The sequence below is a fragment of the Novosphingobium mississippiense genome (assembly GCF_044029535.1).
Classification (GTDB): Bacteria; Pseudomonadota; Alphaproteobacteria; order Sphingomonadales; family Sphingomonadaceae; genus Novosphingobium.
The window spans coordinates 700024-720300 of record NZ_CP147003.1 but is presented as its reverse complement, the minus strand read 5'-3'; the positions used below and the strand labels follow the sequence as shown (position 1 = coordinate 720300).

Here is a 20277-nt window from a genome sequence, read left to right as displayed (position 1 = left end):
TCCCATTCACACGGAGAATCGCACCATGGAAACAAGCAGACGCGAATTGGCGGCGATGATCGCGTTGGGAACCGCCGGCATCGCGGTTTCCTCTACGCAAGCGAGTACAGGAAAAGGAGCAGAGGCCGTGCAGCCAAAGCTGGTTCACCACGTTTTCTTCTGGCTGAAGCAGCCCGGATCGCAAGCCGACCGCGAAAGGCTGATCGCTGGTCTTCGCACCTTGCGGGCCATTCCAGTTATCCGCCGGCTGGAAATCGGCATTCCTGCCAGCACCGAAAGCCGCGACGTCGTCGATGCCAGTTACGACGTGTCCGAACTGATGTTCTTCGACAGAGTGGAAGATCAGAAGGCCTATCAGGACCACCCGATCCATCAAGCCTTCGTCCAGTCTTGCGAGCATCTCTGGGCGAAGGTCGTGGTATACGACATGGCGGTCGTTCCCGAATAGCGGGGACAGATGCGCGGCCGATCGACCAGTCAAAACCGGCCGCATCTTCCCGTTTCAGGCAAACGAGGTCCGTGTGGACCGCTCGATCCCCGAGAGGAGGAGCGCGGTGGATAATGCGAGGTAACCCTCTTGGCCGCAACGAATTATCGCGCTCGTCGGGTGTAGATAGAGCTCCGGCATTTTGATGGCAGCTTGCTTGGCGGGAAAAAGTGGATCGGCCCGCCACCGCTTATGCCAACGAAATGGCCTGCAGGGAGGAGTATCTGGACGGCAATGGCAATGAACCGCTATCAGCAAGACATTCCAGGTACGGCTGCGGAACTCGCACCGCAGACCGCCGTTTTCGAGCGTAAACATGCCGCGTTGGTGCTTCCGGGACTGACGGCCGGCGGGGCTGAACGTGTCGTCAACATCATCGCCGATGTGCTTGACCGACGCGGCTGGAAGATCAGCGTGATCTGTTTCGCGGAATCCGACAGCCCCTCCTACTACGGATATTCTGCCGGCGTCGACGTGATACGGCTGGACCTTCCGCCCAGCCGCCAATCAGTCCTGACCAGAAAGATATCGGCGATCCGGCGCGCCATGCGGCTGCGCCGGGCGCTGGACGAAGCCGCGCCCGATGTCGTGGTCAGTTTCCTGACGCGCACCAACATCCTTGCGCTTCTGGCGGGACTGGGGCGGCAGACGCCCATCATCGTATCGGAACGCAACAACCCCAAGGAGCAGTCGGTCGGCCCGCTCTGGTCGTGGCTGCGCGCCCGCCTCTATCCACGGGCCTTCGGGCTGGTGACCATGACGAAAGGCGCGATGGAGTGCTTTCCGCCCGCCATGCGCCCGCGCCAGTGGGTCATCCCCAATCCCGTGCTGTGCTTCGAGCGCCGCGACACGGCGCCGACCGCAGACAAGCAGATCACTGCCGTCGGCAGGCTGGTGCCTCAGAAGGGATTCGATCTGCTGTTGAAGGCCTTTGCCAAGGTGGTCGGCGAATTTCCGGAGTGGAACCTGGTCATCTGGGGCAAGGGCCCGGAGCGCTCCAACCTGGAAGACATGGCACTTCGCCTTGGCCTGCAGGACCGTGTGCGCTTCGCCGGCGTCAGCGAACGTCCGGGAGGATGGGTGGACCACGCGGATATTTTCGTGATGAGTTCGCGGTACGAGGGGTGGGGCAATGCCTTGGCGGAAGCCTTGGCTGCTGGAATTCCGGCGATATCGTTCGATTGCAACTGGGGGCCCGGGGAATTCATCGACCAGAACGTCAATGGCCTTCTCGTTCCGCCCGAAGACATTGAAACGCTGGCCGAAAACATGCGCGAATTGATGCGTGACCCCGAACTGCGCAACCGTCTGGGCAATAACGCCAGAGCCATTGCCGAAGCACTCTCCGCCAACAGCGTGGTCGATGCCTGGGAAAAAGTCATGCAGGAAGCGCGGGACAGCCGCACCAGTCCTGCATCCCGACACACTGCACCCTCAGGCCGGATCGAAACCATAATTCCGGGTTGTTAGGCCAATGAATCCGTTGGCATCGAAACCGCTGTTCCAAGGGACCAATCCGGATCTTCCCGCGCACTATCCGCTGCTGCGGGCTGGCACGTTATCGCAAGCCTGCTGACGAACGCGCCGCTTGGCGCTATGGCGCGCGCCATGCATACGCCCCGCCCCACCTCGGATGAACCCTGGCAGGTTGCCGCCCTCTATCGTTTCGCCCGGTTCGACGATTTTGCCGCCTTGCGCGAACCCGTAGAGCGGCTTTGCCGCGAACAGGGCATTCGCGGCACGCTGCTGCTGGCCCACGAAGGCATCAACGGCACCATCGCGGGAACGGCGGAGGGGATCGACACGGTCATCGAATACCTGCGCAGCCTGCCGGATTGCGCCGACCTCGACGTCAAGCTGTCGACCGCCGCCGAAATGCCGTTCCACCGCATGAAAGTGCGCCTGAAGCGCGAGATCGTGACCATGGGCGAGCCCGACATCGACCCACGCGCCAGCGTCGGCACGTACGTCGACGCGCAGGACTGGAACGCGCTGATCAGCGATCCGAACACGATCGTGATCGATACGCGCAACGATTACGAAGTGGCGGTGGGCACGTTCGAAGGCGCGATCGACCCGAAAACCGCCAGCTTCCGCGATTTCCCCGAATGGTTCCGGCGGGAACGCGAGCGGCTGCTGAACAACGGCAAGCCGACCAAAGTCGCCATGTTCTGCACCGGCGGGATCCGCTGCGAAAAATCCACCGCCTTCCTCAAGCAGGAAGGCGTGGAGGATGTCTACCACCTCAAGGGCGGCATCCTGAAGTATCTGGAAACGGTGCCAGAAACGCAGAGCCTGTGGCGCGGCGAATGCTTCGTGTTCGATCAGCGGGTAACGATCGGCCACGGCCTTGTCGAAGGATCCTACGCACTGTGCCATGCTTGCCGTCGGCCGTTGGACCAGGAAGCCCGCCTTTCGCCGCTCTACGAAGAAGGCGTCAGTTGCCCCGCCTGCCATTCAGAGCGCACCGATGAACAGCGGGCCTCGTACCGCGAGCGCCACCGCCAGGAAACGCTGGCGGCCGCCCGGGGCCTTGCCCATGTCGGCGCCGTCCGCGTCCAGCCCGTGAGCGACGACGCCGACTGATCGCAGACTTCCAATGGCTATCGTGCCTGTTGCACGGGACTGGTGATACCGGCGCCCGACGATGGCGCATGCCCCGAAGAATCAGGAACCGTCCGAGCCCCATTCGAACGGCCTAAACCAGACCTTCACACCCAATTATTTATCATCAAATCACAACAAATCTGTCAAAATAACGATACAATCGTATATCGTCTGCAAATTAATAACACCGTCATCGTTCTGTAATTGCCCGCGAGCAGGAGCCCGCTCGCCAAACAATGTTCAGGGATGACAATTTCATGTTGCTGCGTGCTTCGTTGCTTCATCGTGCCTCGCTTTTCGGTTTCGTCGCCGCCGCCATGACCACCATCGCCGCCCCGGCCTGGGCCGAAGAACCCGCCGCAGAAGCCCCGGCTGACACGTCTGCCGACTCTGGCAACGCAATCATCGTCACGGGCGATCTGGCCGCTCAGCGCAAGGCAATCGAAGAAAAGCGCGCAGCCCTGAACACGGTGGAAACGCTGCAGGCCAACGATGTCGGCAAACTGCCCGATCAGAACGTGGCCGAAGCGGTGAAGCGCCTGCCCGGCCTGTCGGTCGCCAACGACCAGGGTGAAGGCCGCTACGTCATCATCCGCGGCATCGACCCCAATCTCGTCAACGTCACGCTGAACGGCCAGACCTTGCCCGCGCCGGAGCCCGATGGCCGCGTGGTGAAGCTGGACGACCTTCCCTCGGCCATGATCCAGTCGATCTCGGTCTCCAAGTCGGTGCTGCCCAACCAGGACGCCAACGCCATCGGCGGCTCGGTGGACATCAAGACCAAGACCGCGTTCGACAGCGCGGCGCCGTTCTTCTTCGACGCGCGCGGTTCGCTGGGCTACTACGGCATGAACCACAAGGCGCCCTATGAACTGGACGCCACTGCCGGCGGCCGCTTCGGTGCCGAACAGCAGTTCGGCGCGGTAGTTTCGGTCAACTACTCGCGCCGCCCGATCGAATCCGAAAACTACCAGGCGAGCGAGGACTACACCACTTACGCGGGCATTCCGGCCGGCAACGGCCTGCGTGACTACAACCTCGTCCGCCAGCGTCTGGGCGTGGTCGGCAACTTCGATTGGCACCCGTCGGATACGGTGAAGCTCTATCTGCGCACCAGCTATTCGAAGTTCCAGGACAACGAGACGCGCGACCAGAACCGCCTTGCCGTCACCTCGGTCAGCAGCGCCGGCGTCATCGCCGGCACCGCGACGATCCTGGTCCGCCATCGTGAGGAGGACGACAATACCAAGTCCGCCACGCTGGGCGGCGAGTTCGACAATCTGGCCGGCGGCACGCTGGAAATGTCGGGCGGCTTCACCCGCGCGACCAAGGTAGACCCCGTCCGCAGCGAATTCACGTTCACCGCGCCCAAGGGCAAGACCGCGATCACCTATGACGGATCGACCGATCCCTACACCATGGTGCCCAGCGACTCCACGCTGTTCACCACGCCTTCGTCCTTCGCCTTCAGCAAGTACAACTTCGAATATCGCAAGGCGCAGGAAGACCTGTGGCAGGGCCGGGTAGATTACACCCACCCCATCGCATTGGGCGACGATTCCTCGTTCGCGATCGGCGGCAAGTATATCGACCGCACCAAGACCGACGATCACGACAAGGTGGACTACAAGTCGACCAAGACGGCCTGGAGCCTTGCCCAGGGTGGCGGCTACATGGGGAGTGATAGCTTCTATGACGGCATGTTCAACTTCGGCACGCGCATCGACTACGACGCGGCACGCACCTATCTGGCCGCGAACCCCGCGGTAGCGGCGGAGGACACCGCCGGCACCCTGTCGGATAGCCTGGCCAGCGACTATCGCGTGCACGAGAAGATCACGGCCGGCTACATCATGGCCACCTTGAACTTCGGCGGCCTGACGCTGGTGCCCGGCGTGCGTATCGAACATACCGAGGACGATACCAAGGCGAAGGCAGTGGATGCCAATTCCACGCTGGACGAAGGCTACAACGTCTTCGGCCACCAGAGCTACACGGACGTGTTCCCGGGCATCAACGCGAAGTACGATTTCGGCAACAACCTCGTCGCCCGCGCCGCCGTCACCACCTCGATCGGCCGCCCGAACTATCCCGACCTTGCCCCCTACGTAGTGGTGGAGGACGACACCGTGCCGAACATCAGCATGGGCAATCCCGACCTGAAGGCGCTGAAGGCGGTCAATTACGACGCCTCGCTGGAATACTATCCGGCGCCGGGCGCCGTGTTCTCGGCCGGTGCCTTCCACAAGTCGATCGACAACCCGATCTATGGCTACAGCGTCCGCCAGACCGGCGTAACTATCGCCAATGTCCTGTACGATACGGCCGATATCTCCTCGCCGATCAATGCCGACAAGGAACAGCTCACGGGCGTGGAATTCAACGCCCAGATGCAGTTCGTGTCGCTGCCCGGCTTCCTCAGCGGGTTCGGCGTATCGGCCAACTACACCCATGTCTGGGGCCATGCCGACGCATCGTTCGTGCGGGACGGCGACATTCCACTGATCTACCAGTCGAAGAACGTGGCCAACGCGCAGATCTTCTACGAAAAGTACGGCTTCGGCGCGCGACTGGCGCTCAACTACCGCTCGTCGTACCTCGACACCCTGGGTGCGGACGCCTCAACGGACGAATATACCGACGGCAACGCGCAGCTTGACCTGCATGTCAGCTATCAGATCACGCCGCAGTTCACTGTGTTCGGCGATGCCATCAACCTGACCGACGCGCCGTGGCGCCGCTATGTCGGCACCAAGGATCAGCTGGTGGAACGCGAACACTACGGTGCCCAGTACCGCATGGGCGTGCAGCTGCACTTCTGATCGCCAAACCCGGACAAGCATAACAGGCAGGAGCAATGCCGATGAGACGTCAAGCATTCACCGGCATCGTTCTTGCCGCCCTCTGCAACGCGGCCACTCCCGTCGCGGCGAAGGCCCCCACGCCTGACCTGACAGTCGATCGGGTTGTGCTGGTCATGCGCCATGGCGTGCGCCCGCCGACCAAGGAACCGGCAATGCCGCCGGGAACTGCGGCCGATGACTGGCCGCGCTGGCCGGTCGCGCCGGGCTGGCTGACGCCACACGGCGCGGATGCCGTGGCGGCGCTTGGCCGTTCCGATGCCCGCGCCTTTCGCGATGCCGGCTTGCTGCCGACCAGCGGATGTCCCGACGCCAACACCATTCGCGTGGTTGCCGACAGCGATCAGCGCACCATCGCCACGGCTCAGGCCTGGCTGGGCGCGCTGGCGCCACAGTGCGCGCTGTCCGCCGAACACCGTCAGCAGGATGAGCAGGACCCGCTGTTCGCACCCATCGAAACAGGCACGGTCGCGTGGGATCCGGCCAAGGCCAACACGGCGGTCGCAACGTCCTCCGGCCCTGGCGGTTTGGTCGCACAGGATGCGCAGGAAAGCACGCTCCTGACGAAACTGAACGCCATACTCTGCGGCACCGCCGGTTCCGGCTGCGGAATTGCCGCAAAGCCCAGCACTTTTCGGCCGGCGACCGCGACATCCCGCCCTAAACTCTCCGGGATGCTGGACCAGGCCTCCACCGCCGCGCAAATCCTGCTGCTGGAATATGCCGAAGGCAAACCGATGGCGCAGGTCGGCTGGGGGCGTGCCAGCGCGGCACATATCGCCGCGCTTTCGCGGTTTCACGCACTGGAATTCCAGCTTCTCGCACGCCCAAGGCCCATTGCCGCGGCCAATTTCTCCGCGCTCGCCCGCATCGTCGAGCAAGGGCTTGCGGGGCCGGCTCGGGTCACCATGATTTCGGGCCATGACACCAATGTCGCCAACCTTGGCGGCCTGCTGGATGTCCACTGGCGCATTCCGGGATTTGCACAGGACGATCCAGCACCCGGCGGTGCCATCCTGATAGAACGCCTTCACGACCGCGCCGGACGGGCCTTCGTGCGCGTATCCTACCGCGCCCAGACCTTGGACGGCATTCGCGCGGCATCGACAGAAGCGGTCCGCCGCGTGCCGATGAGCCCGCCCGGATGCTCGGTCCCCGGCCGCCCGGGCCTGTGCACGCCGGAACAGTTCGCCCACCTGATTGCGGGATAACCTGTTGCGGTGGCGTGGACGATCCGCCCCGCTCGGTGCTCACCTTATCGGCATCATGCCCGGTTCTCCAGATAGGCCCGGGGGGAGACGCCCATGGTGCGCCGGAACATGGCCGTGAAAGCGCTGGGGCTGTCGTAACCATGCTCCAGCGCGACGGCGAGTACGGAAACGCCCGCCGCCAGTCTGGGCAGACTCAGCAGCAGACGCATGCGCCGCACCCAATCGCCGAAGCTCATGCCGAGTTCGCGATGGAACATCCGTGCCAGAGTCCGACTGCTCACGTGGATTTCCTGGGCCAGCGCCTCCAATGTCACCGGCCGGGCGGGATCTGCGATAAGCCTCTGGCATAACCGGACAAGGCGCTGATCACGCGGCATCGGGACATGCAAGTGCAGACGCGGCGCAGCGGCGATCTCGTCGAGGATCAGTTCCATGACCCGCTCGTCCCGGCCACCGATGGCGTAGTCCAGCGGAATGCGCGTGGCGGCGACGATCGCCTCGCGCAAGAATGGCGAAACTTCGATCACCTCACAGGCCTGCGGCAGATCGGGCCGCGCATCCTCCCGGACGAAGACGGTGCGCATCGGCACATCGCCCGCGATGCGAATGGCGTGATCCTGCGCGGGCGGCATCCAGACGGCGCGGCCCGGGGGAACGATCCAGCTTCCATCGGGCGAGGTCACAGTCATGACTCCGCCCAACGTGTGGATGAGCTGCGCGCGACCATGACGATGCGGCGCAATATGCTCCCCATCCGGATGGTCGCTCGCAAACGCCGCCACCGGCCTTGGTGAGGCCTCACAATCTTCGAGCCTGCGCAGCTTGTCCATTTCGCGACGATGATTGTCATTACAAAGCGAGAATGACAACCGCGAATTGTCTAGCAGGCTGGGCTCGTCACCGATTGGCCTCGCTTATCTACTGGACCGCCATGCCTGTTTTCCTGCGCCGCCCGCGCGCCTGCATCCTCGCCTGCTTGCTGCTTGGCGGCTGCGCGCATGCGCCTTCGACACCACCGCAAACTACCATCGCACTGCCGCCGTCCGATGGAACCATCGACGGAACACTGCCCGCACAGTGGTGGCGGCTGTACCGCGAACCAGATCTGGATACGCTGGTGTCCGACGCTCTGGCGAACAACCGCGATCTGCGGGTGGCAGTGGCCAATCTGCTGAATGCACGCGCGGAACTGGGCGAAACAAGGGCGAAGCGCGGCCCCTCGACCGGGCTTTCCGCCGGTGCCGGATATGGCAGCACCTTGCAGGACCAGATTGCCGCCGCATCCGATGGCAGCGATCTCATCCGCACCGGATCACGCTTCGATGCCGGCACCGAGCTGTCCTGGGAACTCGATCTGTTCGGTCGCCTGAAGTCAGGTGTCGCCGCCGCCACGGCAGATTTCGCCGCCACCGCCGCCGATGCCGACGGCATTCGCGTATTGATCGCTGCCCGCGTGACCGGCGCGTGGCTACGCGCCTGCGGCATCGCGCATCAGACCGCCCTGGCGCAAGAAACGCTGGCACTGGCCGAACGCAACCGCGACATTGCGCGGACTCTGCAGGCGGCGGGGACAAATTCACCGACAGACCGGTTGCAGGCCGAGGCACGGGTTGCCGAAACAGCGGCCGAAATTCCGGCACTCGCAGCCGATCGTCATGCGGCCCTGACGGAGTTGGCGATCCTGACCGGCCAGCCACCGTCGCAGATACCGGCATCGGCTGCGGCCTGCACGCGCATACCTGTCCTGGACGGCCCGCTCTCAGCCGGAGACGCCGCATCCCTGTTGCGCCGCCGCCCGGACGTGAGGGCCGCAGAGCAGCGCCTTGCCGCCGCGACGGCGCGGATCGGGATTGCCGTGGGCGATCTCTATCCGCACGTGTCGCTGGGTGGCGGGCTCGGCCTGTCGTCGCCTTCCGCCAGCGGGCTGACATCCCGCGACAACGCCGTCTGGCGTGTCGGTCCTTTGCTGAGCTGGAGCTTTCCGAACCTTAGCGCCGCGCGTGCCCGGATCGCCGGTGCCCGGGCCGAAGAGGCCGCCGCGCTCGCTCGCTTCGATGCCGCGATTCTGGCGGCCCTCGGCGAAGTCGACCGGGCCGCGCAAGACTATCGCACCGCGCTGGAACGTCAGGCGCAATTGCAGGTCGCGCAGAAGCGTAGCGGAAGGATTGTCGCCATGACCCGAGCCCGCCGCACCGTCGGCGCCGCAACCGCGCTGGACATGCTGGACAGCGAACGCGCCGACCTCTCGGCAAGGGCTGCGCTGGCGCAAGCCGACGCCGATCTTGCCGCCGCGCAAGTGCACTTCTTCGCCGCGCTGGGCGGCGGCTGGGAAGAAGCCCCGGCGGTTCCCCTACCCGCCGCCGAAAAATCGCCCCCCACCAGCAGAAACGCCGCCACGGACGCGATCAACAACGCCACCAACAACGCTACCAGCAACAGGGCCTTCGCAAAGTGACCAAGATGACCCCACGCCCTTCCCGCCGCCATCTGATGCTTTGCGGCGGGGCCCTGATCCTGCTTGCGGGCGGAGCCTGCGCATTGCACTGGTGGACGATCGGACGATTTCACGTCGCCACCGACAATGCCTATGTCCGGGCCGATGTCGTGACGATCGCGCCGCGTATCGGCGGCGACGTCGTGGCCGTAGCGGTCACGGACGATCAGTGGGTCCGCGCAGGCGCCGTCCTGGCGCGCATCGACGACCGCGATTACCGCGCCAAAGTCGAACAGGCCTTAGGTCTTCTGGAGACGGCCAGCGCCGAAGTCGCCGCGCAGCAGGCCCGCATTGCCAACCTCGACGCGCGTACAGCCCGGCAACGAGGGACGATAGCGCAGGCTGCAGCCGGCCTCTCCGCCCGCCAGGCCGACGCCCTGCTGGCCCAGCGCGAATACCGGCGACAAGTGCTGCTTGCGAACCAGGAGGTGACGAGCGACCAGATCCGCCAATCGGCCGAAACCGCTGCGCGCCGCACCGGAGCGGAACGGGACGGAAGCCGCGAGGGGCTGGCCGTCGCGCGCGCCGAATTGCCGGTACTCGCCACCGAAAGGACAGCGGCCGTCGCGGATCTCGACAAGGCGCGCGGATCCTTGCGTCAGGCCCAGGCGACATTGGCCGCCGCCCGTCTCGACCTGTCGCGCACGGTCATCCGCGCACCCGCGTCCGGACGCATCGGCCAGCGCAGTGTGCGCACTGGCCACTATGTCGAAGCCGGAACGCCGCTGATGGCGATTGTCCCTGCCGAAACCTACGTCATCGCCAACTACAAGGAAACGCAGACCCGCCGCATACGCACCGGGCAAAGCGTCAGGATTAGCGTCGATGCATTCGGCGGCAGCGAACTACACGGCCATGTCGAAAGCCTCGCCCCGGCTTCAGGCGCGCAGTTCGCCTTGCTTCCCCCCGACAACGCCACCGGCAACTTCACCAAGATCGTGCAGCGGATGCCGCTGCGCATCCGGATCGATCCCGGCCAGCGCGAAGCTGCCGACCTGCGCCCCGGCATGTCCGTGGAAACCAGCATCGACACGGCGGACTTCGACCGATGAGCACGGCTGCAACGGACTCAGTCCCCGAACATGTTTCGCTGCGCGCCTGGGTGGCCGTGCTGGGCGGGGTGGTCGGCTGCTTCATGGCCGGCATGAACGTCCATGTCACCAATGCCTCGTTACCGCAGGTGCGCGGCTCGCTCGGGGCTTCCTTCGAGGAAGGATCATGGATCACCACCGCCTACCTGGTCGCGGAAATCATCGTCATACCGATGGCGGGCTGGCTGGTTTCGGTCTTCTCGATGCGCCGGGTGCTGATGGTGGGAACGGGCGGCTTCATCCTGTTCTCCATCGCCTGCTCGCTGGCACAGGACATCGACACGATGATCGCAGCACGGGCCTTGCAGGGGGCGTTCGGTGGCGTGCTTATTCCGCTCTCCTTCCAGATCATCGCGACGGAGCTGCCGCCCGCCCGCCTGCCTTTCGGGATGGCGCTGTTCGCGGTGGCCAACAATGTCGCGCAGGCGGCCGGGCCGTCGCTGGGCGGCTGGCTGACCGAAGCCTACGACTGGCGCTGGATCTTCTACCTTCAAGTGCCGCCCGGCCTGCTGCTGCTAGTCGTGATCGGCTGGGCGACGCCGCGATCCCCGGCAGCGCTCGACCGGCTGCGCAAAGGCGACTGGGCCGGCATCGCGGCGATGGCAATCGGGCTGGCTGCGCTCCAGATCATGCTCGAGGAAGGCGGACGGAAGGACTGGTTCGCCTCCACCTTCATCATCGGGGCCGCCGCAGTCGCCGCGCTGGGCCTGATCGCCTTCGTTGTTATCGAGTTGTCCAGCCGCGATCCCTTCATCAACCTGCGCCTGCTCGCCCGCCACAATTTCGGCATAGCCAGCCTGATGCAGTTCACTTTCGGCGCCGTGGTTTTCGGCGTGGTGTTCCTGGTGCCCAACTACTTCGCGCAGACGCAGGGCTATAATGCACAGGACATCGGCCTGACTATGATCCCCTATGGCCTCGTCCAACTCGTCATGTCCTTCGCCACACCGCCGCTGATGCGGCTGACGAGCGCGCGGACGATCATCATTCTGGGCTTCGCGATCATGGCGGCGGGATGCCTGATGAACATCCACCTGGACGGCGATGCCGCCGGCAATGTCATCGTTCCTTCGCTGGTGGTACGCGGGATTGGCCAGTCCTTCATCGTCGTCGCGCTGGGGGTCATGGCGGTGAAGGGGCTGGAAAAATCGGAAATGGGCTCGGCTTCGAGCCTCTTCTCCACCGTGCGTAACGTCGGCGGAGCCATCGGCATCGCGCTGGCCGGCCAGTTCGTGGTTGAGCGCGAGAAACTGCACGCCGCGCGCATCGGTGACGCAGTGACGCCTTTCACCCCCGCGTTCAGGGAGCGGACGGTCGAATGGGTGCAGGCGCTGGCCCACCACCATCTGGATCGGCACGCGGCGCTTCACGCCAAGGCGGCGGAGCCACTGCGCCGGCAAGCGCTGGCAATGATGGAACAGGCTCTGCACCACCAGGCGCTACTGCTCGCCTATAGCGATGCCTTCCTCGTAGCGGGCACATGCATGTTGCTGTGTGCGGGCGGAAGTTTCGTTCTCCGGATGAACGAATAGCGTCCTGCTTGGACATTCGCGTCGTTGCTTTGGTTCAGAAACCGGACCGTCTGCAACCACGCTATCCGTGCCGTTGGGATATCCGCCACAACCAGCCATCGATGATACATCGGAGGTAGCGTTCCTCATCTCGGCTGCCTGGAAGCCGCTCTCCTGTCGATGTAGTCACCCGCATGACGAATAATGCGGACTACCCCTTTTGGTCAGGTCGAATAATCGTGCCTTCCGACGCGTATACATGGCGTATATCTTGGTGCGGAGGCGACGGGGCAGATGAATCGGTTTTGGTTTGATGGTCTTATAGGCGATCCCCGCAAGGTGTGGAATCGCGCGATGAGGCCGCTGCGTCTTCACGCGGCGGCAAGGGCTGCCGATGCCTTTCTGGTTTCCTATCCGAAATCGGGGCGAACCTGGCTCCGCTATATTCTCTCCCACTATTTCAATCTGACGCGCGATCTGGCGGTAAAGGTGGACCTCCACAGCACTTTTGCAATTCTGCCCAATCTGGCGCTGGACAGCGCGCGCGGAGTGCCCGGCTTCCATCATACCGGTACGGTGCCGCTGGTCCCCGTCACCCATCTCGCTTACGAAGACCGCCTTTTCGGGAAGGCGCCGATCATTTTCCTGCTGCGCGATCCGCGTGACGTGCTGGTTTCGTCCTATTTTCACGCCACCAAGCACAAGCATCGCTTTTCCGGATCGATCGAGGATTTCCTCGATTGCCACCAGGGGCTGCCGGATCTGTCCACCTACCTCAACTCGTGGTCGCGCGGGCTTGCGAAGCATCCCCATATCTCGATCAGTTACGAAGCGCTGATGCGCGACACCGTTGCCGTCGTTGCCGAAGTGTTGCGCTTCCTAGGCGAGGCCGTCGATTTCGATGCGCTGGGGGTGGCTGTGCGGCGCTCCGATTTCGAAGCAATGCGCCGGGGGGAAATGGAAACCGGCATTCCCGGCCACGAATACGACCGCCTCGACGACGAAGCCTTGCGGATGCGCCGCGGGAAGGTCGGCGGCTATCGCGATTACCTGTCGGACCAAGCGGTGCAGCATATCAACACCCGCCTGTCGCTGGCACTGGAGCCGGAGACCAAATCGCTGTTGCGGCAGACCGGGCTCTTCCTGACGGACCGGCCGGAGGCGCCGGCGGACAAGGCTTCGCCTGTCGGGCCGAAGCGTCGCCCGGATGCATCGGCGCTATGCTAGAACGGCTGTTCAGCCTGGGCGTGGCGGCGGAGCTTCCGTTTTTGCTGCGCTACGCCATGGCCTTGTCGCGGGACGAAACGGCGGCCGAAGATCTGGTGCAGGATACCGTGTTGCGCGCCTGCGAAGCGCGCGGTGCATTCCAGCATGGTCGCCAGTTGCGCCCCTGGCTGTTCTCGATCCTGCACAATCGCTTCATTAGCGATCGGCGGCGCCAGAATACCGAACGCGAAAAACTGCGACAGCTTGCCGATGAAACGGTGGAGGAAGCATCCGATGCCGCCGTTGATCTGGCCGATCTGGCCGCGGCCATCGAACGATTGCCCGACGATCAGCATGCCGTGCTGCACCTGATCGTGCTGGACGGATTTACTTACCGGGAGGCGGCGGAAGTGCTCTCGGTCCCGGTCGGCACAGTCATGTCGAGGCTGAGCAGGGCGCGCGCGTTCTTGAGGAAGGATGAGGGAGCAGAGAGACGGCTGCATGTAGTTGGAGGAAGTTATGTCCAACGATCCTGAACCGATTACCGAGGCAGACCTGCTTGCCTATGTCGATGGCTGCCTATCGGCCGATCGCAGCCTTGAGGTGGAGGATTATCTGGCCAGGCGGCCGGATGTTGCCTCCCGGATCATGGCGGACCTGCGAAATCAGGCGGCGCTGAAATTGCTTCAACCGGTGACGCCGGTTCCCCGTCGATTGCAGGCGGTGACGCAGAAGCTGGAGCGTGCCCTGATCCGGCGGCGCGTGAGGGCCACCGTACCTTTCGCCGCGCTGATGCTGTTGTGCGTGGGCATAGGCTGGGGGGGAAGTGATACCTGGCACTATATTCGCGCAAGGGAAGCGCCGCACCTGCCGTTCTACGTGCAGGAGGCGGTGATGTCGCACAATGTCGCGCAAGTGCGCGCGCGACTTGTGTCGCAGCGCGAAACCTCATTCTACGATGCCGCGGAAATCGGCTCTGCAACCCAGATCGTCTTGCCACGACTTCCCAACGGATGGGTGGTGCGGGACGTGCAGATTTTCCCATCGGACAACGGCCCCAGCCTCCAGGTCACGGTCGACAGCGGACAGGGCGAGCCGCTGTCGCTGTTCGCCATCCGTGCGCGGACGCGCGCGCCGCAGGAACCGGCGATCGTGAAGGAGAAGGGAGCAAACGTCGCCTACTGGCAGGAAGGCGATTTGGCCTATGCGCTGACCGGACAAGTGCCCGGCGCAGAATTGGATCGGCTGGCCACCGTACTCGCGGATGAAATCACCGGTTAAGGCAGGGGAATTTGGCGACGGCAGCACGAGTACCTGTCGAGGCCTAACGAAAGCGGCCGTGACGACAGGGACATACGGGCAGGTCGGTGAAGATCACCGCTCTGCCCGACAAATTTCACATCCAGGAGCGTCCATCCGCCCCACCACAGCCGTATGGGGGCAATTGTCCTTCAAACCGCGCCTTCAGCTTGTGACAGCCCCAGGCCCGCAACGGGGTCGGCATGTATCCATTGAGGGCGATGCCCACTTCATCATACGGGGTCTCAGCCTGGGCAATGTACATGTACCAGCGACCGCCAAACATCACCGTGATCGCGACAAGTACGACGATCACCATTTGAACTACTTTCCGAATCTCAATTCTCCTCAGGGGGTAATCTGGTCAGGTCGACCGCGAGAAGGGAACCAGCAAGAGGCCGCACGCGAAGCACCTCTTCGGAGAGTTCCCGCCTGACCGGCGTGACATAGAGACCGCCTCCATCCGGGGCACAGCAACAACTTGTCGGGCGTGACACGGGGAGCTTGATCCTCTGGCCGAAAAAACCATCCGGCGCAATCTGTTGGGTTGGCGCCGCCATCGAACCGCGTGCTCCAGATCGCTCCATCGGGAAAATCGCCTGACGAACGAACCGACAGAGGCCATGGCCTTTACCTCTAGGGGCCCCGGAATTGCCGGACCAACGCCATCCCGGTGAAGCATGAGCACCCGGCGTCGCGTCCACTTGGCAAGGCAAGCAAGGACCTTTCAGCAATTGAACCCGGCATGTTGGAAAACATCCCCACAGAGCTGCCGAACAGAAAATTCATGCGCGAATGTGATATTGCGTTTGCAACTCATTCGCATTAGTGGCCGCCCGCATAACGACGCCGGTTCCTCCGGCACGCCAATCAGGGGGCTAAAAAATGACCGTCAGCATCAAGCACCGCAGGGCCTATCGCGTCTCGTCCACACTGGCCGCCGGCTTGCTGAGCTTCGGTAGCGCCCACGCCGAGACGACGCCTGCGGAGACGGACGAGAACCCAATTGTCGTGACGGGTGAGACCGAAACCACGGGCCTCAGCCTTTCTTCGCGGGAGACCCCGCAATCGGTAACTGTCCTGGATAGCGTGCGAATGCAGGAACAGGGGCTTTACGACATCTCCGACGTGATGGCGCAGATCGTTGGCATACAGTCCAATCAATCCAGTGCACTTGGCACTGACGGCACAAACTACACGGCGCGCGGCTTCGCGATCGAAAACTACCTCGTGGACGGCATCGCCCGGCCGACCAACATCTACGGGTTCACCGAAGACACTGCGGACATGATCGCCTACGATCGGATCGAAGTCATCCGGGGATCGGCCGGAATGATGACGGGCACCGGACAGCCCTCTGCGGCAATCAACATGATCCGCAAGCGTCCTGGCACGGACCTCACGGCCACGGCGGCCGCAACCGTCGGTTCCTGGGATATGTATCGGCTGGAAGGTGATCTGGGCGGAGCCGTAACGGCCGATGGCCACGTCCGCGCTCGCGTCGCGGGCGCTTGGCAGGACAACGACACCTTCATCGATCGTGAGCACGTCAAGCGCCAGGCGCTCTACGGCATCGTCGAGGCCGATCTGGCGCCGTCCACTTTGCTGACGGTCGGCGTCGAATACCAGAACTTCGCCAACAAGGGGGCCTCGCGCGGGGGCGTACCGCTGTTCTTCACGGACGGAACCAAGACCGATTTTGCACGATCGACCAACGGCGGCGCAAACTGGTCCGATTTCAAGCGCGAAAGCGTCAATATCTTCGCCTCACTGGCGCACGATTTCGACAAGAACTGGCATTTGCAGATCGACGCCGAGCACAAGTCCGGCTCCTACGACGAGACTATCGGTTATTTCTTCGGCTCCGCAATAGACAAGGACACCGGGGATGGCGGTACCCTTTATTCGACGCGCTGGGCCTCGGACCTCACGCTTAATGCGGTTTATGCCAACTTGCGCGGGACCTTCGAAGTTCTGGGCCAGGATCAGCACATCGCGCTGACGCTTAGCCACGCCCGGTCCGACGATGACCAGACCCTTTATCCCGGCTGGTGGTCGGGGAGCGATTACGCGAGGCCGATCAACGCTTACGCATTCTTCCCCAATGGTGATACGCCAAAACCCGATTTGACGGCAACGGGCGATCTCGGCGGCAATCGCGTCGAAACGAGCGGGATCGCCGGCGTCGCGCGTCTCAAGCCCATCAGCCCCTTGTCGGTGATCGCAGGAGGGCGCCTGACCTGGTGGAAGCAGGACAGCTATTCGCAGCCCGCCGGCGGCGTGCGCACATGGTCATCGGTAACCGACGAAAAAGCCGTGTTCACGCCGTACGCCGGCATTGTCCTTGATTTCAGCAAGGCCATCTCGGCCTATGTCAGTTACGCCAGCGTTTTCGACCCGCAGACCGAACGCACCGTGGACGGCGATACGATTGCTCCGCTGGAAGGTAACACTTACGAGGCCGGCCTGAAGGCGGATTTCCTTGGCGGCAAGTTGAGCGCCAGCGCGGCGGTCTTCCGGATGAAACAGGACAACTATGCCCTGGCCGACGGCCCCGGCATCTTCGCGCCGGACGGCAGTTCGGCCTATCACGCGGTATCGGGCATGAAATCATCGGGCTTCGAGCTTGAAGTCAACGGCGAGATCTTGCCCGGCTGGCGCGTGGCGGGCGGCTTCGCCAATGCCCGGGCCGAGGATCGAGATGGCGCTCGCCAGCTTCCGCAGATCCCCAAGAACACCTTCAAGATGTTCACCACATACCGGCTGCCCGGCGCGCTGGACGCCTTGATGGTGGGCGGAAACCTCAAGTGGCAGAGCAAGACCACCGCCGACGGCACTGGCCCCAATGGCGAAATCTATACGCAGGGCAGCCTTGCAACGCTGGACCTTTTGGCCAACTATCGTTTCTCGGAACACTTCTCGCTAACCGCGCACCTCGATAACGTCTTCGACAAGAAGTACTACTCGGGCCTCTATATCGGCAGCGCACGCTTTGCGAAGCCCCGCGCCTTCACGTTGACGCTTCGCGGCACGCTGTGAGAACCGAGCCTTAAACAAGCGCCCCCTTCCCCCTCCTCCGCGCGTGAACCCGCCGCCTTTCCTCTACCGCTTGCGCCGTTCCAAACAAAAGGGTGGAAACGGCGCATCGGTGCGCGCGGCCGCCTTTGCCATTACAGCCGGGGTTCACGTGGCGGCAGCCGCTGTTGCCGCGATCACGCTCGGCTGGCTGCAGGCAGGGGCCCCGGATCACGCGGCACCTGCCACGCTGGTGACGTTCGACGTACATTCGCCTGCGCCCATACGCGAAAAGCCGAACTCCCAAGCGGCGCGTTCACGACGTATCCCGGCATCGACCCGGCCTCATGTCGCCACGCCCCTGCCCATGCGCACCGCAGTTGTGCGGGGAACAAACACCCCCGAACCGCCCGCCACCGCTGCCGCCGGCGGCCTGTCGGACAATCTGCCCGACGTCGCCCTGTCCTATCGACGGGCGCTGATCGCGCGGCTTGAAAGCCAGCGCCGCTATCCGCCAGGATCGCTTCAACATCACGCGCAAGGGAAAGGCTCCTTGCTCTTCCGCATTGATCGCGAAGGGGATTTGCTGGATGCGGTGATCGTTTCCGGCACGGGACATGCAGCCCTTGACCAAGCTGCACTGGCTATCGTCTCAAGGGCGGCACCCTTCCCCCCGATCCCGACCGGGCTTCCGGACGAACTTGCCGTTACTCTGCCCATCGTCTTCCTGATCGATGACGGGGCTGCGTTGGCGGACACACCGTGAACGGAGGTGATGCCGCCATCGTCGGGTCCCATCAGGCCGCGCTGTTCGCTTATGTCCGCTCGCTGGTGGATTCGCCGCCGATTGCCGCCGACATCGTGCAGGAGACCTGGGCCCGGGCCATTCCGTCGCTCCGTTCGGGTCGGGTAGAGAACCCCCGCGCCTTTCTCTACCGCGTGGCCCGAAATCTGGTGAACGACAGGGCGCGGGACAACGGCAAGTGGCGACCCTGGTTGGCAGACGAGGATGCGGGCATTGCCATCGCCGATGACAGCCCGGACGCCGAGCGTCACGTCCTTGCCGCGGACCGCCTGCGCATGGTGCGCGAACTGGTGGAAGACCTGCCCCCGCGATGCCGGGAAATCTTCATTTTGCGCAAGTTCGACAGTCTCGATCAGGCCGACATTGCCGACCGCCTCGGCATCACCCGCGGCGCGGTCGAAAAGCAATTGCGGATCGCCCTGCTGACGCTGGCCACCCGCCTTGGCGAAATCGAGGGGGAAGTATGATGGCCGGCTCACTCCACAACGATTGCCTACTCATACTTGGCCGCGTCGTGTTTGGCTGCCCAATTCCGTCATGGTTGATGAGAAGGCCGACCGAAGGGACGGGAATGTGACCGAAAACGCACCTCGCGCCCCTATTCCGGCTACCATTGCGGAAACCGCCGCAGACTGGATCGTCCGCCGGGACGGCGGAGAATTGTCGGCGGATGATGAACTCGCGTTCCAGAACTGGTTGTCAGAGCCGGCCCACCGCCACGCCTTCGCGCGATTGGAAGACCTTTGGGGCCTGATAGAGAGCGATCCGGCACCCATTGCCATGCAACCCACCCGGTTGCCACCAATCGCACCCAAACGCCGGAGCATATTCCGCCGCAAACGCCGTTCCTCCACCGCTCCGGCCCGCAAGCCGCAGCGGTGGGCCGGAACGGCCGTCGCCGCATCGATAGCACTGGTGGCATTCGCCTCGTTCGGCGACTGGCCGACCCGTTTGCGCGCGGATTATGCCACGGGAGTAGGCGAACGCCGTGTGCTGGCGCTGGAAGACGGCTCACGTGTGACGCTGGGCAGCAGTTCGGCCATCGTTCACGAATTTTCTGGTGCCCGCCGCAAGGTCCGTCTGCTCGAAGGCAGCGCGTTCTTCGAAGTAGCGCCGGACCGCAGCCGCCCCTTCACCGTCGAAGCCGCGGGAGGCAGCGCCACCGCTCTGGGCACGGCTTTCGCAGTGCACGAACGGGGCGGGATCGCCGAACTCGTGGTGACCGAACATCGGGTCCGGGTTATCGGGGGCGGTCGCTCCGGGATCGTCGACGAAGGCCAACGCGTCGATTTCGATGCCGAGACACTGGGCGTTATCGAAACGGCCGGCAATGGCGCCACCGCGTGGACGCGAGGCCGCCTCGTCGTGGTGAACCGCCCCTTGCGTGAAGTCGTGGCCGAAATCGCGCGCTATCGACATGGCTATCTTTCCGTCGCGGGAACAGCGGCGGACGTGAAGGTCAGCGGCGTCTACGATCTCGACCACCCGCTCGCGGCCGTCGACAGCATCGAGCGCAGCCTGAATCTCCAGTCTTTCCGGATTTCGGATCGCCTGATCGTGCTCCATCGCTGAGCCGCGAAAAAACTTTGCAACCGTTAGTCGTCTTTCCCGGCCCTACCCCGTCTCCATTATTGAGAATGCGTCGCAACATCGCAATTGCGCCGTCTCGCAAACATGTGGGGATCAATTC

The 20277-nt window shown here is 63.6% G+C and carries 17 protein-coding genes; 15 read left to right on the top strand and 2 right to left on the bottom strand.

What is annotated here, in order from left to right:
* Positions 1-55 precede the first annotated feature (55 nt).
* The 5 genes from WBP06_RS21875 (at position 56) to WBP06_RS21855 (ending at position 7166) form a co-directional block, all read left to right on the top strand.
* A complete protein-coding gene (locus tag WBP06_RS21875; RefSeq protein ID WP_395337557.1) occupies positions 56-448 on the top strand; it encodes a Dabb family protein in 393 nt (130 codons plus the stop codon).
* A 279-nt stretch (positions 449-727) separates the two neighbouring features.
* Positions 728-1957 (top strand): glycosyltransferase family 4 protein, encoded by a 1230-nt coding sequence (locus WBP06_RS21870; RefSeq protein ID WP_395337192.1) that lies wholly within the window; start codon positions 728-730, stop codon positions 1955-1957.
* A 138-nt stretch (positions 1958-2095) separates the two neighbouring features.
* On the top strand, positions 2096-3073 hold the full coding sequence (locus WBP06_RS21865; RefSeq protein ID WP_395337191.1) for a rhodanese-related sulfurtransferase: 978 nt from the start codon (positions 2096-2098) through the stop codon (positions 3071-3073).
* Between the two features lie 278 nt (positions 3074-3351).
* Positions 3352-5916 (top strand): TonB-dependent receptor, encoded by a 2565-nt coding sequence (locus WBP06_RS21860; protein WP_395337190.1) that lies wholly within the window; start codon positions 3352-3354, stop codon positions 5914-5916.
* Positions 5917-5957: 41 nt separating this feature from the next.
* On the top strand, positions 5958-7166 hold the full coding sequence (locus tag WBP06_RS21855; RefSeq protein ID WP_395337189.1) for a histidine-type phosphatase: 1209 nt from the start codon (positions 5958-5960) through the stop codon (positions 7164-7166).
* A gap of 53 nt (positions 7167-7219) precedes the next feature.
* Here WBP06_RS21855 and WBP06_RS21850 read toward each other — a convergent pair whose 3' ends face one another.
* Positions 7220-7996 carry an AraC family transcriptional regulator gene (locus tag WBP06_RS21850; RefSeq protein WP_395337188.1) on the bottom strand — a complete coding sequence of 259 codons (777 nt, stop codon included), beginning with the start codon at positions 7994-7996 and terminating at the stop codon, positions 7220-7222.
* A 74-nt stretch (positions 7997-8070) separates the two neighbouring features.
* On the opposite strand from WBP06_RS21850, the gene WBP06_RS21845 reads away from it, so the two are divergent.
* From WBP06_RS21845 to WBP06_RS21820, 6 genes are all read left to right on the top strand, one after another.
* Positions 8071-9621, top strand: coding sequence for a TolC family protein (locus WBP06_RS21845; RefSeq protein ID WP_395337187.1), 1551 nt, complete (start codon positions 8071-8073; stop codon positions 9619-9621).
* A gap of 5 nt (positions 9622-9626) precedes the next feature.
* Positions 9627-10712, top strand: coding sequence for an HlyD family secretion protein (locus WBP06_RS21840; RefSeq protein ID WP_395337186.1), 1086 nt, complete (start codon positions 9627-9629; stop codon positions 10710-10712).
* Positions 10709-12283, top strand: coding sequence for a DHA2 family efflux MFS transporter permease subunit (locus tag WBP06_RS21835; RefSeq protein WP_395337185.1), 1575 nt, complete (start codon positions 10709-10711; stop codon positions 12281-12283). Before WBP06_RS21840 ends, WBP06_RS21835 begins: the two co-directional genes overlap by 4 nt.
* Positions 12284-12616: 333 nt before the next feature.
* A complete protein-coding gene (locus WBP06_RS21830) occupies positions 12617-13489 on the top strand; it encodes a sulfotransferase domain-containing protein (protein WP_395337184.1) in 873 nt (290 codons plus the stop codon).
* Positions 13483-14004 (top strand): sigma-70 family RNA polymerase sigma factor, encoded by a 522-nt coding sequence (locus WBP06_RS21825; RefSeq protein ID WP_395337183.1) that lies wholly within the window; start codon positions 13483-13485, stop codon positions 14002-14004. Before WBP06_RS21830 ends, WBP06_RS21825 begins: the two co-directional genes overlap by 7 nt.
* Positions 13988-14749 carry an anti-sigma factor family protein gene (locus tag WBP06_RS21820; RefSeq protein WP_395337182.1) on the top strand — a complete coding sequence of 254 codons (762 nt, stop codon included), beginning with the start codon at positions 13988-13990 and terminating at the stop codon, positions 14747-14749. The genes WBP06_RS21825 and WBP06_RS21820 overlap by 17 nt, the downstream gene beginning before the upstream one ends.
* A gap of 115 nt (positions 14750-14864) precedes the next feature.
* Here the strand turns inward: WBP06_RS21820 and WBP06_RS21815 are convergent, their stop codons facing one another.
* On the bottom strand, positions 14865-15086 hold the full coding sequence (locus tag WBP06_RS21815) for a hypothetical protein (RefSeq protein ID WP_395337181.1): 222 nt from the start codon (positions 15084-15086) through the stop codon (positions 14865-14867).
* 566 nt (positions 15087-15652) lie between these two features.
* Between WBP06_RS21815 and WBP06_RS21810 the strand changes: the two genes are divergently transcribed.
* From WBP06_RS21810 to WBP06_RS21795, 4 genes are all read left to right on the top strand, one after another.
* Entirely contained in the window at positions 15653-17806 is a 2154-nt protein-coding gene (locus WBP06_RS21810) for a TonB-dependent siderophore receptor (RefSeq protein ID WP_395337180.1), read from the top strand.
* A 109-nt stretch (positions 17807-17915) separates the two neighbouring features.
* Positions 17916-18548: an energy transducer TonB gene (locus WBP06_RS21805; protein ID WP_395337179.1), complete on the top strand. Its 633-nt coding sequence runs from the start codon at positions 17916-17918 to the stop codon at positions 18546-18548.
* Positions 18545-19054 (top strand): RNA polymerase sigma factor, encoded by a 510-nt coding sequence (locus WBP06_RS21800; protein ID WP_395337178.1) that lies wholly within the window; start codon positions 18545-18547, stop codon positions 19052-19054. The genes WBP06_RS21805 and WBP06_RS21800 overlap by 4 nt, the downstream gene beginning before the upstream one ends.
* Positions 19055-19160: 106 nt before the next feature.
* Positions 19161-20159 (top strand): FecR family protein, encoded by a 999-nt coding sequence (locus tag WBP06_RS21795; protein ID WP_395337177.1) that lies wholly within the window; start codon positions 19161-19163, stop codon positions 20157-20159.
* The last annotated feature ends 118 nt before the right edge of the window (positions 20160-20277 follow it).